Source organism: Robiginitalea aurantiaca (assembly GCF_030380815.1).
Classification (GTDB): domain Bacteria; phylum Bacteroidota; class Bacteroidia; order Flavobacteriales; family Flavobacteriaceae; genus Robiginitalea; species Robiginitalea aurantiaca.
In genome coordinates, this window is record NZ_JAUDUY010000002.1 from 396,388 (window position 1) to 412,904 (window position 16,517).

Consider the following 16,517-nt stretch of genomic DNA (forward strand, 5'->3'; position numbering starts at 1 on the left):
CACATTAAATGGACTCAAAATGCTCAATTATCAATCCATTGAATATTTATCCCTCCATAAAATCTTCTCTAATGGGACTAAACACATCAATTAAAGTTCCGGCTTCCTTGCAGATTGCGCCGTGCATGACATGTGGTGGAATGTAAAAGGCGTCCCCTCCTTTGACGGTTCGCGTCTCTTCCCCTATAGTCAATTCAAAAGAACCACTGACTACGTATGTCACCTGGGAATGTTGGTGTTGGTGCATTTGGCCTATACCACCTTCTTCAAAGTTTACCTTGACGAGCATAATACGATCGTCATAACCCATGATCTGGCGTTCAACCCCCTCAGCAACGGTTTCCCATTCCAGTTCTTCATTCAATAAAAATTCTTTACTCGCTCCGAAAGTTTTCATAATCCGTTATTGTTTTGATTTCAAGTAGTAATACGGGCCTGTCCAAGCATACTCCGTATTGTTTATTATCAATTTGTGCTCTTTTGTCTTATCGGCATCATCCAATACCATCAGAAATACCGACCTATTCCCTGTTTGATCCTCAACACCAACGACCAGATATTCCCTGTCGCTGTACAGAATTTTTAAGGCCTTGATCTTACTTTCGGCTTTTACCGCTATTTCGGATACCGGACTATAACTGCCATGAGGCTCAATTATGGATGCAAATACCGTACTGGGGTGTCCTTTTCGTCTTACCATAAAGGCGGCGTCCCTGCGGAGGTTAAATTCCGGATCATCAGCTCCTAAGCGCGTGAACAGTAACTCGTCCTCCGCTTCGCTGGTCGTGATTAGGGTATAAAACCTGCCTGAACGGTACCAGGAAAGCTGGGTATTAATACCTGAGGGTGTTCCATAGCCTTCCAAATACAGGTGCTGATACCCATTTTTGGTTCCAAAGGCCTCAAGTGCAGCTGGTGTTTCATACTGAAAGTTAGCCTCCATCAGTTGCCCCATAAAATGAAACGGGAGATCATACTGATTGTCGCCTTCAGCTTCTACTTTTAAAATATCAAGGACTATGGGATGATCATAACCTTCTTCGGCTATAAGTGCAATGGTCCGATGTAATTCCGTTCCTGGATAGGCGTTGCGTTCTTTGGCGCTTACCACCTGAATCTCTTTGTTTGAAGTATCGTAAAAATAAAGCTCGGAATGGTGCTTGCTACCCGTTTCATACCTTCCATCAAAATGAGAGGTTTCGTTCTGTATGAGCGTGTTATGGGCTATACTCTGTTTTGCCCATGATGTATTCTCCTTCAGGTAATTCCCACCTCCCTTTTGCTCAATATTGACAAAACGCGCCATTCCATAGTCCTGCAGAATGTCCTGTCCCCGATCGTAGAGCATATATGAGAGTTTGTCATAATGCCCGTGACTCAAACCCTGGGCGGTATACTTAAAGACCAGTTCGAGGTCATCCCGACGCAAAACTGCGATTCCTCCTTCCTTCCCTTCTGCCCCATCGGTCAAATTCACGGAAGATTTTTCAAATGGAAGGGATTTATCCTCGCGCAGGCCAAGGGCCACCGACAAACCAGAATCGGTCAACAAAACACGACCCTGTTTTTTGGCAATACTTAGCAGTTCAGGATCTTTTTCTCCGTAGTGATACGCAATGTTCACAGCAGACACCAATTCCCTTGAGTAATAAGACATCCCTTTTTGCGCATCGTTCAAAGGAAAAAATTCCCCATCCGCATCCGACAAATTTATGAGCGCATAAACGGATTTAAGGAGCACACTGTCCTTGTGTGCAAAAATCTGCATTTCCGGCCTGATATTTTGCAGGCCTACGGCCATTAGAAGAAACGGATAGCTTGCATATCGCTGATAATAAGGTCCTTCCGTGTAATAGCCATCCGGTGAAAAGGGTTCGTCGAGGTTTGCCAGGAATCCGGCTTTTTGTCCCTCCATTCGGATAAGCCCACCATCATCATCTCTTTCCGCTGCTTTCAATCCATCATCTTTGATACCGTACAACGCACGCTCCACCAATTCTTCGTCCCCCATAACAAGACCAATCATACCTACGGCAGCATTGCCCCAGGTACTGTGATTGTGAATCCGATTGAAGAATTGAGGATTCTCGATGGAAATAAAATCGGCAAAAGGTCTGAAAAGATTGGTTTCGAGTTGTTGGCGCTCTCCTGCGCTAAGCCATTCGTAAATACAGTCATATGCCTGACTCACATAAACAAGCCAATTCGAGTCGTTCAAGCACTGCCAAAACAACTTGCCCCTTGCGTAAGACCGCTCTTTTGGATGAATGGGTAAATCCTTATACATGGCCTCGTATTGAAAAAGCATGTCCCGTACATAACGGGCATATTTTTCATCCTGCAGGATTTGGTAGAGTACTCCCGCTTTCTGAAGCATCAGAAAATTCCGTTTATGCCGCTCGTGGGTGTATCCCCCGGAATAATCGCGGGGTATGGGCGTATCGATACCCATCGCTATTTCAGCATCTACATCAGCCTGCATCCTTTCAAGGGAGGCATCGAAAAGGGGTACCGTTCCCAGTTCGGCCCGAATTCGCTCGACCCCGGCTTTGGTCAGGATAAGTTTCGGATGCTCCTGTGCCTGAACCATGCTTAATTGGGCCATCCATAAAACAGCCAACTGTACACCGATCAGGCGAAATATCCTTCTACACATTTTTTACTTATTTACCTGTCCTAAATCCAGGCCATCCGTTCCTTTACCCTTTAAGGGAGAATCTTCACGCAACCCATAGGTCTCGGAGTCTACAAAACCAGGATTTAAAGACCACAAGTTTTCCGTACTGTATTCCTGATCCCCTGTGACCTCGAGGTTGTCCGATTGGTAAAAGTTGTTGTTGGCTATACTAACTATGGGTTCACCAACCACCAAATGCATGTTTACCCCTTTACTGTTGTTAAATATGTTATTGCTGACATCAATTTCCTGTACACCATAAAGAGAAATGGAAGCACCGTATTTATTGCGGGCGTCCAGGCCGACATTGTCGAATACATTGTGATCTAACTCCAAAAAGGGGCCGAAGGTACTTTCGTCCTTACCCCCTCTGTGCAAGCGCAGAGCAGCCCCGCCAACATCTGAAAAGACATTATTTTCCATAATTACGTATTCGGCATTGTAAATCCCTATATCCTCGGTTTCCTTGTCCAGGGCGATGACATTACCGGTTATCGCGTGAAATTTTGAATTCCGGATACTGATGGTGTCGGCAAATGTGTTTTTATAAACACGAATTGCATCATATGAATGGTTCACATCTAAGTTTACAAAATCACAATTCTCAATGAAAAGCTTGTAGTTTTTATTCATGGAGTACTTGCTGGTAGTAATTACCGAGTTCCCTGTTCTGTCAGGAGATTCCTTTCCGTCGAGTATTAGGTTTTCCAGCGCCAGGCTTCCACCATTGACAATTTCAAAGAGTGCTTTTTTCTCAAAGTGAATTACAGGCCTGTTCGTTGCATTGGATTTAAAGGTAAGCGGAAAGTTGACTGCAATAGTCTTGTTGACTGAATACGTACCTTCCTGCAATTCTATGACATCTCCTGGTGCGGCATTCTTTGCCGCCTCATACAAAGTATTCAGGCCAGGTGCTACGGATAAAGTATTTCCTGAGGCGCGTTTCCCCTCATTCATTTCTTTTGGATACCAGGCAACACCTGTATTCTCTTTGGTGGCGATGTCCGGGCTAATTTGAGCTCCAATTTTCAAATTTGGATCTGAAGGAATTAAAAAACCTCTTTCATCTTCTACCAATTCGAGATTCATTTGCACAAAACCTGTTTCACTTATGGGTTTTGTTTTCGGACTGATGATGTTATCGCTGAAGTCAATACCGCTGATATCGTCGTAAACCGTAAAGAGGTCTGCACGGCCTTCATTATAGAAAATATTGTTCTCTACAACACAGTCTTCGGGTGGCGCACTGCGCTCTGCATCTGCTCCAGCGCACAACTGCACATGATCACAGTTGATAAAAGTATTGTTTCTGACCACCGCGTCCTTGGCCTGATCATACCTGTTTATGGGTGAATTGTAAATGCCATTCATAATAACAAAAGCCCCGCGGAACCGGTAGCCAGTCAAGCCAATTCCATAATTATTGATCACTGTCTGCTTCCCATTGATTACACGAATCCCGCCTGTACTCGGTTTGTTGTTTCCAATAAATACGTTGCCGTCCACTAAAGTTTCTTCGCCATGGCGCATGGTAAGGGTCCCACTGCACTCGTAAAACACATTGTTCTTGTAGGTATTTTGGCCTGATTTATTTGAAATAATTTCGTGTTCCCCATTGCACCGATCAAAATAATTGGCGGCAACCATTGTATTGGAGTTTGTACGAGAGTAATGACTCGTCCCTATGCGCATTGTTTCGCCTCCATTGCTTCCTAAATTTTGCCGGGGGCCAAAATAGTTGTGGTCAATTTGGTGATTGTTTTCCCGGCTCTCCTCTGTATTGAGCCGAACAATCATGGTGACCCCCCGATTTCTTTTGCCGACCAAATGGTTGTGGTCTACGCGATTGTTCTTTCCGTAGATCGCCACCCAGGTATCCGGCTCATGCCTTTCGGGATTGCTAAAATTATCGATGACACATTCTGTTAATCTCGAATGACTCGCTAGTGTGTTCTTGTCCTTTTTAAAAGAAATGACTTCCGTTGTGGGCGTATACCCATTTTTGAACACAAGGCCTTCGACAACTAAATAAGATCCTGCAATCCTGAGATTAGATAAGCCTTCCAGGGTTACTTTCCCTTTTTCCTCTACGGTAAGGGTAATAGGACTAGCTTCAGTACCGTTTGCTTCAAAGAGGAGTTCGCTGTCCTTCCATACTCCATTGGCCAACACGATTACATCGCCTGGCTTGGCATTTTCAACAGCATTTTCAAATTCCTCCACCGACTTAACAAGTATGCCTTCAATACTATTTTCTATACATGATTGAAGACACATTATTAGTAGAAGGATAACCAGGAAGTAGGAATTCTTCATAGGATTGTTTCTAAATTGGTTCGTTAATTAGGCCGTTTATGAATTAGGCTGCCGGAGGGAACAAAGCTCCAACCGGAATATTATTTTGTAATTGGTTAACCAGATTGGTTTACCAAATATATGTATATTTGTTTAATCCCCAAATATTGAAGCAGAAAACTGAAGATCCGGCAAAATAACCTAATGTATTATCGCAATGCCACAAATTTAGGAACTTCCGATTCACGCTTTCGCTTCTATCCATTATTCATTTGGCCAGGGCCATTCGGAAATTGGGGGATAACCTACAGGTCACTTGGCATTTCTGAAGGACCAGAAGTGGGCATCTAATAAATTCGTTAGTATATATATATGGTCCTATAACGTTTCAAAATACCCGTATCAAAGTATGACTTCTTTATCCAAGGCTACAAAAATTAAACTTCAACAGGTAAGTACCGCGACTATTGCAACCTGCCTCTTTAAAAAAGGACTGAAAAACCAGTTTATCCAAGGCGTACAGCGCTTGCAGAAGGAATACCCCAACATGGTTGGGGAGGCGTATACCCTCAGATATATTCCAGCCCGGGAAGATCTGAATCCAATTTCGGTATTCAAGAATCCGGATCACCCCCAGCGTATGGCGGTAGAACAATGCCCAAAGGGTAGTGTGTTGGTTTTTGACAGCAGAAAGAATGCCAGGGCAGCATCAGCGGGTTCAATCCTTGCCACCCGCCTGATGATACGGGGGGCATCAGGTATGGTAACGGACGGAGGGTTCAGGGACTCCGAAGAAATCGCCGCCCTCGATTTTCCTGCCTATCACCAAACCCCATCTGCTCCGACAAACCTAACCCTGCATCAGGCCATAGACATCAATGTTCCAATTGGTTGCGGAGATGTGGCCATCTTCCCCGGTGACGTTCTGGTTGGCGATGGTGACGGAGTCATTGTGATTCCAAAACATCTGGCTGATGAAGTAGCTGAAGAATGCATGGACATGACCCTTTATGAAACTTTTGTGCTTGAACAGGTACAAGAAGGAGCGTCCATAGTTGGCCTTTATCCCCTTACCTCAGCCGATAAGCAAGCCTCATTTGAAGCGTGGAAGCGCAACAATAATTAAATCTGCCAGGTGCGAAATCGATCCCGGGGGGTTAGCAATCAATTACTTCTGCACCCGGTTAGGATTGTTTCAACCCCTTGTCCTTGTCAAGTTCACTTTTTAAAATATTCCTGAAACGGGTTGCGCTCAGATAATGGTCGTCCAGCAATTTTCCATTGTGCAGTAGACTGAAAACTCCGAAGCCGGACGGCGCCCTTTTTGCTTCGTTTACAGTATTGATTTTGGATACCTTAAGTTCCACACCATAATCAAGGGCAACATTGAGTATGGCAAATACGGACTTTTCATTCCAGGGGCATTGATCGGCATAGCGTAAATGCCAACCTTTATATTTTTTTTGTTGTTCCGTCCAGTTATGGAATTTCGGTTTATCAGCATCCGCAATCCATGTTTTAGAGAGCAATTCAAACCTGTCCTTGGTTTCAATTTGTTCAAAGCCATTTTTCCTGAAAAGATCCTTATTGGCTAACCAGCCGCCATTACTTGTCATTACACAAAGGCCATCCATCCCCAATGCTTTGGCTTCCTTTTCAGCCTCTGAGATTAATATTGAACCATAGCCCTTACTCCTTTCCTTCATGGAATAGATATAGGTACAATGGATAAACATATAGTTATCGGCATCTATGGGTCGCCAGGCGTTCCTGCCCGGAACATATTCAATAAACCCCAACCTTTTTCCTTCCTCATTTTTCAGGATCTTGATTCTTAGCCCCTCTTTGAAACGCTTTCCAAACCACTGAAGTTTATCCTTAAACCCCTGTCTTCGGGTATCTTTTATACAGAAGAAAGATTCCTGTATAGCATTTTCAGGGGTAACCGTTACTAAGTACATAGTGTCCATTTTTTATTCCAGATCCGCAGCCAGGCGAATCGCCGGAAAATCCCAGGATCCATTTGTGCGCTCATTTACATTGAAGCACTAAACATACTGGTAATCAGTATTTTGTGAAATGATCCAGATCAGTCAGGACTTCTTTTTTACTTTCAGCAAATCCTCAAGATCTTGAGCCAATAGAAAGTCCAGTAGTGTTGGCGAAGGACATCGAATCATTTTAAGGAAAAAGGGGAAAGCTCGCTATTTCTGGTATAATTTCAATAAGGGGATATCCTTAAGAAAAAGAGTTCCAAATTCGGAGTATTCAAACCGCCTCCTCCTTCCGTGTCAGTTCCTCAAAACGCTCTTTAAAATCCGGAGTTTCCGTACCCATCCAGGTATCCCAGAAGGTAAAATAAAGTCCATAGTTGTAGTTGAACTTCTTGTGGTGGTCATCGTGATGGGCCGCTCCGATCAGCCATTTTGCCAACCAGTGCCGGGCCCAGTTGGGGGCGTAAATTTCCACGCCCCCATGGCTGATCGTTGCCGACAGCGTCATAAACATTAACAGCGCCAGGATGACCCCAATGTGCAGAGGCAGCCAGAGCACCAACAATGGGATGACAATGGCCTGCAGTAATGACTCCAAAGGATGAAAGGAGAAAGAGGTGAAGGCCGAGGTTTGCAGGCTCATATGGTGTGCCTTATGTACCCATCGGTAGACCCCGGGAAGGTGCATCCAGCGATGGAGCCAGTAATAAAAAGTATCCTGGATGATCAGTACAAGCAGTACGCTCAATACCGAATACCAAACGGGATAGGCGTCAAAACTTGTATAGATAGCGGTATGGCCCCTTTGCCATAGCACAATCATCCCCATGCCCAGGACGGTAAAAATAGCAGCGCTAATCGCAGATCTGTAAACCTCCTTCCTGATTTGTTTGCGCTTCAACTTAGAAATACTCAGAAATCGATGCCGGAATCGATCCCCAAACCAATTATGAAAAAAATGATGATACACCCCTGAGAAGATCAGATAGCGAATGAAGATTATAACAAAGAGGCCCAGCGCCGACCATAAAAGGTAAGGAGGATTAAGCTGCCCGATTTGTTTTAGATATTCCATTGCGCATAGATTTCAATAGATTGCTTCAAATGGCCACTAAAATAGCCATATTCACCTCGCTGACCATACCTCCTGAACCCCCTAATTTAGGGTATAGGTTAATTGAAGGTTTATGCCGTAATCATCATTTGAAAGTGAACTGGCAGGAGGGCTGCTATCGTAATTGTAATAAAAATTAAACCCAACTTTAAAATTGTTATTAAACACACTGACGTTTGGATTCAAATTAAAACTTACCCTATATCTGTTATCACTTGTAAAGTAGGGAATGTAACTGATATTAGACTTCAATGAGATTTTTGGATTGGTGTATTTAAAAATATCGTAGGACAAACGGATTAAACCTGCAATATCATTTTGTGTTGCAGTGTTGGTATCAAATGATTTTTCAGAAATGCCGGTCACACCCCCGAACATATATAATCTGCTCCATGTCGTATTTGTAACGTCCTTTATGGCTCCTACAGTGAGATTATACCTTTCCTTGATCCCTAATTGCAAATTCTGACTCCTCCCCAGACCTACCAGTGAAGACCATTTATTTTCAAATAAATGCTGCCAATTTAAATTGACCTCGGAGTTATTGGTAATCAAGCTGTCATTCTGATAAGACAGGTTTAAAAACCAGTCTGTATTTAGGGATGTTTTCTTATTTCTGAATTGTAGATTACCCGAAAAGGCTACGGTGGTTAATTGACTACTTTTAGAAAAATTACCGCCCAGACTTATATTTCCGGAAAACCTTTGCAAAAAACTCCCCTGAATGGGATGGATTTCCACAATGTCATCAATATTTAGTTCCTTTTTTTCTTCTGCTAGGTTTATTAGAACGGCACCTGTGCTGTCAGATGCTTCAAAGGAGGAATAATAAATAGTCCCATTTTTCATTACGATTTCAAACTGTTTTTGTGAAACAATGGTGCTTACAAAAGGAATCTCAACGCTTATTGTTCCCATCCCGTCCATTTTCCATGTTACTATACCATATTCCATTTTTTTAAAATCGCCTTTGAGGATATTCCCGTTTGTATGAACTATGGTATCTGTTTTTTGAGCAAGGCCTTTTATTTGTGGAATCACCATTAAAGTCAAAAAAAGAATAATATGTATGGTGGATTTGTTCAAATTTTAGGTCCAGGTGTTTAGATGGGATGAATCTATCTGGGGCAGTTAAAGATAGTTTGAATGTTCTGAGTTTTGATACGACTACGTCTTTGGAAAGATAAGCAATAGACGCTATCTCAAAAAATCCAAAGGAAGACTATCATCAATTGGAGGTACTTAATTTACGGGGTCGAGTCTGGGCGGCAGAAATCACACATGATCTCGGGCCTACCAAGGTAATTCCGATTCGGAAAGAAAAGTTATTTGTTTATGGCGTAAAGGAAATATGAAGCGAGGCTTTTTTCTTCAATCAACCTTACTTTTATTTTAGAACCCCGGATGACCTGCTAATGCGAGACCGCTTTCAGAATCACCGAATTGCACGTTGAGATGTCAGAATTCAAACTTGGCCATAGTCTGTAACCGGCCGGCACTTCCATAGGCATCATTGGCGGTCCGTTGCGCACCCCACATGTACTCAGCGCCAATGGAGAAATTCTTATCAAAATGGTAAATCAGGTTTAAATGACCCACACCTCCGCGTTTTAAGGCAAAATCCGCACGGGTCTCCGGGGCATCCAGCCAGCCGTAGGCATAATTAAAATTGGATTCCAGCCCCGGGGCCCATCGATGCATAAAGCCCGCCATAAGGGCAAAGGCTTCAATTGGTTCCAGTTCCCCGTTTTCATTTAAGAGTGCATTGGCTGAGCTCCCGGCAAAGGAGATAATATTTTCACCATAGGCACTGCCCGCATTGACATTCCAGGTGAAGTAATTGTTTTCTCCAAGGTATTGCCTGCCAGCCACAACGAAGGCCAACTGTGGGAGTTGATCACTGGGTCCGGTGTCTCCCCCATCCCAGCGCAACTGTGCCAGGCTGGCTCCCATAAATAAGACCCCTGTTTCCCATCTTTTGTCCAGGCGCAGGGCCAACAGCGGCAGTTGCAAATTGGCTTTTCCGTCAAACCCAAATGAATTTTCAATACCCAGGGACCCGAGGTACTCCAATCCTATGGAAAGCCTGTACCCCTTATCCAGGTTTTTCTGGTACCTCACCTGGGCTGTCCTGCCTCCGAATAAGGCATCCCCGGCGGCAAAGTCAATCATAAATGCCATAGATTCCAGAAAGGATAGTGTCGTCCATGTTTGACCTATGATAAAATCCCCTGCAGTCATATAAGCATGCCGCAACCGAAACCCATTACCCTGGGTGAAAAAATCTCCTTCAATGAATAATTGTAGTGGGATCTTATTTTCCGCCACTCGGCGCAAGTCGATATTGACCCGTGTTTCTTTCGCGAAAAATGACAGGTAACCCTCATTGCCAAACGCATCCTCCCCTTCCACAGGAATGGTCGACATCAGGAATTGATTTTGATCGGTAGTTCCGTCGAAATCATAGAGAAAATCGGCTTTTAAGTACCCGCCAATCTTCATGCGTAGGTCTGTACCGAAAAGGGGCCAGGATCCAGGGAAGTCATTGTCTTCCAGAAGTTCCGCAGCGGTTTGGAGCACCTGCTCCTTTACATCCGCATCAGGGCTCTTCAGGGTATTACCAGCATCGCCTGTTTTCTGATTTTCCTGTGAAATACCTGAGACAGAGAGAAGGGCAAAAATCCAAAACAGGATTTTATGTTTTATAAGACAGCAAAGATTAGATCCTGACATTCTTTAAAATTTATTAATTCAAGTATAAGGAAATAGCATCTATACAGCCTAAAAGATGAATATATCTCCTACTACCATGGCAAGGGAATCACGGGCGCAATAGTTATCCTGAAATGGTGTTGCGGACCAAAGGAATCGGGAGAGGCAACATAATACCAGTACTGAGCCCCGAACCTGACCGGCATCTTACCCAGGAGAACCACTTTTTGGAATCCGGTACCCAGGGGAAGGGTTAACCTGTCTCCAGATTCGGCCCTGTGGTTGTACGCAAACGTAGGTGAGGCATTAATTTGCCATCCCTTCGTCAGATTTATAGTATAAAAATACTGGCCTGCCGTAACGCTGGTACTGGTGGAGCCGCTAGCGGCTATCCAGTAGTCGTCTGGCAACACGGTGGTCGATGTAAGATCAGGGTCGTTGGAATTTCCTACCCCAAAGGCATGGCTTACAATCAATCCCACAGCCCCGAAACCGGTCAGTTTGGCTACCATCAATTCAGGCCCAAGGGTGGTTTGACGGGACCTTAAGGCTTCGTTGGAGGCGGTGCGAAACCCTCCGAACACCCCTACAAGGGTGATCCATTTGGAAGGCCATGTCTTTCCGATCGCCAGATCCGCGCTGATATTACCGAGACCACCCCTGGATTCAAAACCATCCTCCCCAAGAACGGGTTGGGATAAATAAACCGGGATCAGGGGCCTTAAATACAGGTTGATCCCCTCTGAAATCGGGAAAGGCAGGGAGGGCTGAAAATTAAGTACAAATCCATTCTGTCCAGCATCAGGCAAGTCCCCGTTATATCGGATGTAATCGATTGGAAATAGCATTTGGCCCAGGGTGGCGTTCGGGTTTGCAAGCTTCCTGGCCAGTTCTGCCGAACTATCCGCCGGAGGGTCGTCCTGTGCATTTATCGCCCCCGGCGCAAGCATGGTTATTATTGCAAAAACCGGCAACAACATCGCACCGAAATTTGGGCACAGAAAAGTGTTCTTTTTCATAGATAGAATTTAAAATTGCAGATAGCGCAGGAAGCCCTTAACGGATGTTCTATCCACCTAAAATAAAGCGATGATAACTCAATGTGCAGACTATTTCAGTTCCTCCAGATTATCAAATATCTGATAAAAGAAGCCGATGGATTTGGCGTACTCCTCTACTAAAATGCGCTCATTTACCCCGTGAAAGCCTTTGAACTCTTCGGTGTTTTCCAATTGAATCGCGGTAATGGTATACACATCCGGGGCGAAGGGTCGGGATTGAAAATGCTTGGAATCCGATCCACCGACTACAAAGAAGGGGGATACGATCAAATCATTGCCCCAGATCTGGCGGATGGTTTTCTCCAGCATTTTATAGGCCCCGGTACTGGCATCGGCAATATTGGTTGCAGGGGTAGAAGCTGAAATGTCGCGCATGGTTATGCGATCGTCATCAATGGCATTTTTAACGTGCTCCATGATAACCTCGGGGTTGTCACCTGGCATTGGCCTGAAATTCACAACAGCGGTAGCCGAAGGCGGCAATACATTATCCTTAATACCTGCATTAAAAATGGTAGGAGCAATTGTGGTGTGGAGCATGGCACGCGTAACTTCGTTCTTGGCCATTTCGTCAATGAATTGTTGTTCCAAATCAGTGATCTCCCCATCCTTGCCAAAGGCAACAGCGGCGTATAAAGGTTGATTTTCCGCATCCAGTTCAGGTCCCATATAACGGTATTGCTGACGCACTGCCGGATGTATGCGATACGGAAATTGGGCAGCTTCTAATTTCGTTATGGCCTCTGCCAAAATACCAATATTGGATTCTTCAGGAGGCATGGACGAGTGCCCACCGACACCATTGATGGCCAGCTCCAGACTGATAAATCCTTTTTGGGCAATGCCAATAAGGGCAGTGTTTTCTTCAATTCCGGGGAAAATACCAGGCGTTAAGGGTGCCGATTCGTCCATCACGTAGACAAATCGTTCAATACCGCGTTCTTCCAGTACATCCGCGATTTTTTTGGCACCTTCGGCCCCGCCCACTTCTTCGTCCTGTCCAAACACAAAATAGATGGTACGGGAAGGTTGCCAGCCTTCTTTAATCTTCATCTCAGCTGCTTCCAGGATGGCTTGCACCTGATTCTTGTCATCCAGGACCCCACGCCCCCAGATGTAACCATCCTTTACGGTGCCCGCAAAAGGCTCTACCTTCCACTGGTCCCTGGAATCTTCCGGAACCGGCACGACATCCATGTGGGCATAAAACAGGGCCGGTTGCAGGGTTGGATCCTTTCCCTCCCAGGTATAGAGCAAGCTATAGGGGCGCGGATCCCCGTGCACCTCTTTTTTCAGGGTTTTGTGTACGTTGGGATAGGATTGCTCCAAAAACGCATGGTACCCAGTGAAGGCTTCAGTGTCAAAGTCTTCCCTGTCCTGATTGGAGATGGTTTTATAGGTGACCCCTTTAGATAAACGCTTAATAGCTCCGTCCAGATCAACATCAATCGAGATTTGCTCCACACCGGTCATCTGCATGGAGGTAAAGTCATCCAGATTAACGGCCTCTTTAGCCTGGCTTTCTGAGGAGGTCTGGTCCTGATTTTGCTTACAACCGATAAATAAGACCGATGTGCAAACAGCAATTACTAACGATTTTCTCATAACGATTTCATCTAATTTTCAGTTAAAATGTTTTTAAACTCCTTGCCATCCTTCATGAACACTACAAAGTTCTTACCCGGTTCTCCAACCAAATCAAGATTTTTTACCGGAAGGACATAATTTTTGTCCCTGCCTTCAACTCCTGTTCTAAATGTTACATTGGGGGAGAAAAAATCCAGTAGTAATATGTCCTACACGGGTGATTACTGTTTAAAGCCAGGGTTAAACCGTTCGAGTTCAAAGAAAGTCATCCATGAATTACGCACTTCAAAGCCTACATTTAGTCCATTACTGCGCATCGATTGGATGGTTAAAGGTAAGTTTAAGGCCTTAGAATATTACCCTTTTATGTTGACCAAATCATTAATAAAATGTTTAAGTCTACTACTAAAGTAGTATGATGGAACCCTAGTGAGGTGAACAGTGCGGGGTCTAATGAAAATCCGTCATCCGGGCAAGGGCGGTGCGGTTTTGGACACCGAGCTTTTGGAATATATTGGTAAGGTGGGTCTTAACGGTGACTTCCCGTATATTTAAATCTTCAGAAACTTCCTTATTCCGGAGCCCCAGCGCTACCAAACGGGCAATTTCCAGTTCGCGTTTCGTAAGTCTCGACTTGAGGTCAGGGGCTACAATGTATGCTTTGTGGTCCTCACCCATAGGTATGCCTTGTCTTTTATTGAATCCATAAGGAAGGTGGGATGCCGGTGCCCATGCATAAAATTCGGGATTCGACATGCTTATCTCATTAAAGGCACGGAGATTCTGTGTGGAGGAATATGAGAGGGATGCCTGAGCCAGCCATTTTTGAGCTTTCTTGAGCTTGCCGATCCGGAAATTCCCAAGTGCCCGTAGTAAATAAAGGTCCGTATCATGGTAGAAATTATGGGCCAAATGGAGCAGCTTGAGCAAACCCTCAATCCTCTTCAGGTTATGTCGGATTTCCTTATGCCCCCCCTTACTAACCGCCACCCTGATTCCCGTGATTTTAGGTACATCCACCAAACAGAACATTTCCATGGCCTGGGATTCGTATTCCGGTAAAGGTGTGTTGAGCGCCATATCCGCTTTGCCATAAATTAACTGTATCCTCTTTTCGGCTGATTTTGCTACAAGGGCCAAATAAGGATCCTTGAATTGGACGGCTTTGTTTTTTAGTTTCTCCAAGGACCTCCACGCGTTGAATTCATCATTATCCATGGCAAAGGTGAGCGCTATTGCTGCAAGGGCATCTATAAGGATGCGGTTGTTTAGGGAATCCTCGTATTCAGCAGCATCTTCAAAATGTTTGAGGGCAGCGTTACCACCGTATTGGAAATCGATGTTCCCAGCCAGATAGTGGCTCCAGGCCCTGAATGAAGGGTAGGAAGAATTACCTGCATCCACATAAAACCTATTGCTTTCCCATTGGGCCTTTTTGAAATCTGCCGAAAGCAGTTGTACAAATACCTTTGTCATAAGGCTCCTGAGGTAAACAGGCGATTGGGATGGGGAGTTTTTCTCCAATATATCCAGGCCTTCCAATGCCTGTTCCTTACCCTCAGTCATTTGGCGGGCTATCCCAATACATAATTCACGGGTCCCTCCGAGCATACCCGTATCCTGAAACCTGCTTTTTGAAGTTTCCAGATAATCCAGTGCGGTTGAAGGATCGGATTGATAAAAGAGGTAATGATGTCCAAGGTGGGCTTCGTACTCCGCCTGATACCGGGGAGCGAGTCCCTTTTTGTTTCCCAAATTCTCAAAACGGATCAGCAACTTTGGAATTTCCCAGATCTTCCAGGTAAATTCATTGATCCACATTAAGGAAAGGAGCAATATCTGATTTCCGTGTATAATATCAACAGGCAGTTTTTGAATCCAGGAATCAATCCGCCACCACTCGCCCTTTTCAAAGATTCGTACTCGGTGGGTGGAAACCTGGGCAACAGCCAGCTCCCAGTTCCCTACAGCAACTGCATACTCGATTGCTTCATTCAGATAACCATTCCTTTCCAACCATTTGCTTGTCAGGGAAAATACCTGCATTTTTTGTGCTGATTCTTCATGCCTGCATTGACTGCGGATCAATTTCCTGAACAGGTTCTGAAAACGAAACCATCCTTTCTCAACCTCGTCTTCCATGAGGAAGAGATCCAATCGCATGAATTCCTCAATAAAGGCGCTTCCCCGTATCTTAGTTTTTTGAGTTGCCTCAAAGAGCACATCAAGGAGTTCAGCGGTAAAGCTTTCCAGAAGAGTGCTCAGACAGAGGGCATCAAAATATTCGGATGAAAGTTCCCCACAAAGTTCACCAACGAGGTATTCCATATCGGCCTCCCTTCTATACTTGGTAAGCTCGTTGGGATTAAGCGAATAAGCAGAGAGCATCATTTTTATTCCCAGAATCCAACCTCCTGCATCGACTAAGGCATCTTTTAGTTTATAATCCGCTCTATTGAATGTACCTGTCTCAAGCAAGAGCCCCACTTCACCTGCGGTAAACCTCAAATCCTCTTTTGATATATCAAAGAGCCTGTCGTAAAGTCGCAGCCCTGAAAGCCTCAATGGGGGATCACTTCGGGTTATGAGTACAATTTTCAGATTTCCCGGGGGATGCTCCAGTAAGGATTGCATCAAAAAATGAACCCCTGGGTCTTGAATATTGTGATAATCATCCAGTACAAGAAGTTGGGCTTTACCCAAAGCATTGATTTCATGAGAAAGCACATCTACAATGTCCGACAAACTCCTGCCATTTCGATTTCTCGATAGTGCAAGCGTCTTCTGAAATCCACCGGAATTTGTTTGCCTGAACGCGGCTACCAGAAAAGACACGAAAGACTTAAGATTATTGTGAGGAGCCCCCAGAGTGACCCAGGCGGTGGATTTTTTCTGCTGTTTCGACCAATGACGTACCGCCACACTTTTCCCAAAACCAGCCGGGGCAGATACCAAAATAAAAGGTTTGGCAGCCCCCCTATCGAGCAACTCTATAATCCTGGGTCTTTCCAGAATATTGGGGGTTTGGAATGGGTTAATCCGTTTGGCCTCTAACATTTGGTCTTCTCTAACTCTAA

The 16,517-nt window shown here is 44.7% G+C and carries 11 protein-coding genes; 1 reads left to right on the top strand and 10 read right to left on the bottom strand.

What is annotated here, in order from left to right:
• Positions 1 to 46: 46 nt before the first annotated feature.
• Genes QU605_RS05390 through QU605_RS05400 form a run of 3 tightly spaced genes read right to left on the bottom strand, consistent with a single transcriptional unit; the run spans position 47 to position 4,993 of the window.
• Positions 47 to 397 carry a cupin domain-containing protein gene (locus QU605_RS05390; RefSeq protein WP_289724252.1) on the bottom strand — a complete coding sequence of 117 codons (351 nt, stop codon included), beginning with the start codon at positions 395 to 397 and terminating at the stop codon, positions 47 to 49.
• Positions 398 to 403: 6 nt separating this feature from the next.
• Complete coding sequence (locus tag QU605_RS05395; protein ID WP_289724253.1) at positions 404 to 2,656, bottom strand: alginate lyase family protein; 2,253 nt, start codon at positions 2,654 to 2,656, stop codon at positions 404 to 406.
• A gap of 3 nt (positions 2,657 to 2,659) precedes the next feature.
• A complete protein-coding gene (locus QU605_RS05400) occupies positions 2,660 to 4,993 on the bottom strand; it encodes a chondroitinase-B domain-containing protein (protein ID WP_289724254.1) in 2,334 nt (777 codons plus the stop codon).
• 388 nt (positions 4,994 to 5,381) lie between these two features.
• Between QU605_RS05400 and QU605_RS05405 the strand changes: the two genes are divergently transcribed.
• A complete protein-coding gene (locus QU605_RS05405) occupies positions 5,382 to 6,098 on the top strand; it encodes a ribonuclease activity regulator RraA (RefSeq protein ID WP_289724255.1) in 717 nt (238 codons plus the stop codon).
• Between the two features lie 58 nt (positions 6,099 to 6,156).
• Here QU605_RS05405 and QU605_RS05410 read toward each other — a convergent pair whose 3' ends face one another.
• From QU605_RS05410 to QU605_RS05440, 7 genes are all read right to left on the bottom strand, one after another.
• The gene (locus tag QU605_RS05410) at positions 6,157 to 6,933 is read right to left on the bottom strand and encodes a GNAT family N-acetyltransferase (protein ID WP_289724256.1); all 777 of its coding nucleotides are present in this window, start codon (positions 6,931 to 6,933) and stop codon (positions 6,157 to 6,159) included.
• A gap of 307 nt (positions 6,934 to 7,240) precedes the next feature.
• On the bottom strand, positions 7,241 to 8,041 hold the full coding sequence (locus tag QU605_RS05415; RefSeq protein ID WP_289724257.1) for a sterol desaturase family protein: 801 nt from the start codon (positions 8,039 to 8,041) through the stop codon (positions 7,241 to 7,243).
• 81 nt (positions 8,042 to 8,122) lie between these two features.
• A complete protein-coding gene (locus tag QU605_RS05420) occupies positions 8,123 to 9,166 on the bottom strand; it encodes a DUF481 domain-containing protein (RefSeq protein ID WP_289724258.1) in 1,044 nt (347 codons plus the stop codon).
• 372 nt (positions 9,167 to 9,538) lie between these two features.
• Positions 9,539 to 10,813: a DcaP family trimeric outer membrane transporter gene (locus tag QU605_RS05425; RefSeq protein WP_289724259.1), complete on the bottom strand. Its 1,275-nt coding sequence runs from the start codon at positions 10,811 to 10,813 to the stop codon at positions 9,539 to 9,541.
• 71 nt (positions 10,814 to 10,884) lie between these two features.
• A complete protein-coding gene (locus tag QU605_RS05430; RefSeq protein WP_289724260.1) occupies positions 10,885 to 11,811 on the bottom strand; it encodes a hypothetical protein in 927 nt (308 codons plus the stop codon).
• 90 nt (positions 11,812 to 11,901) lie between these two features.
• Positions 11,902 to 13,458: a M20 family peptidase gene (locus QU605_RS05435; protein ID WP_289724261.1), complete on the bottom strand. Its 1,557-nt coding sequence runs from the start codon at positions 13,456 to 13,458 to the stop codon at positions 11,902 to 11,904.
• A gap of 432 nt (positions 13,459 to 13,890) precedes the next feature.
• A complete protein-coding gene (locus tag QU605_RS05440; protein ID WP_289724262.1) occupies positions 13,891 to 16,497 on the bottom strand; it encodes a helix-turn-helix transcriptional regulator in 2,607 nt (868 codons plus the stop codon).
• Positions 16,498 to 16,517 lie beyond the last annotated feature (20 nt).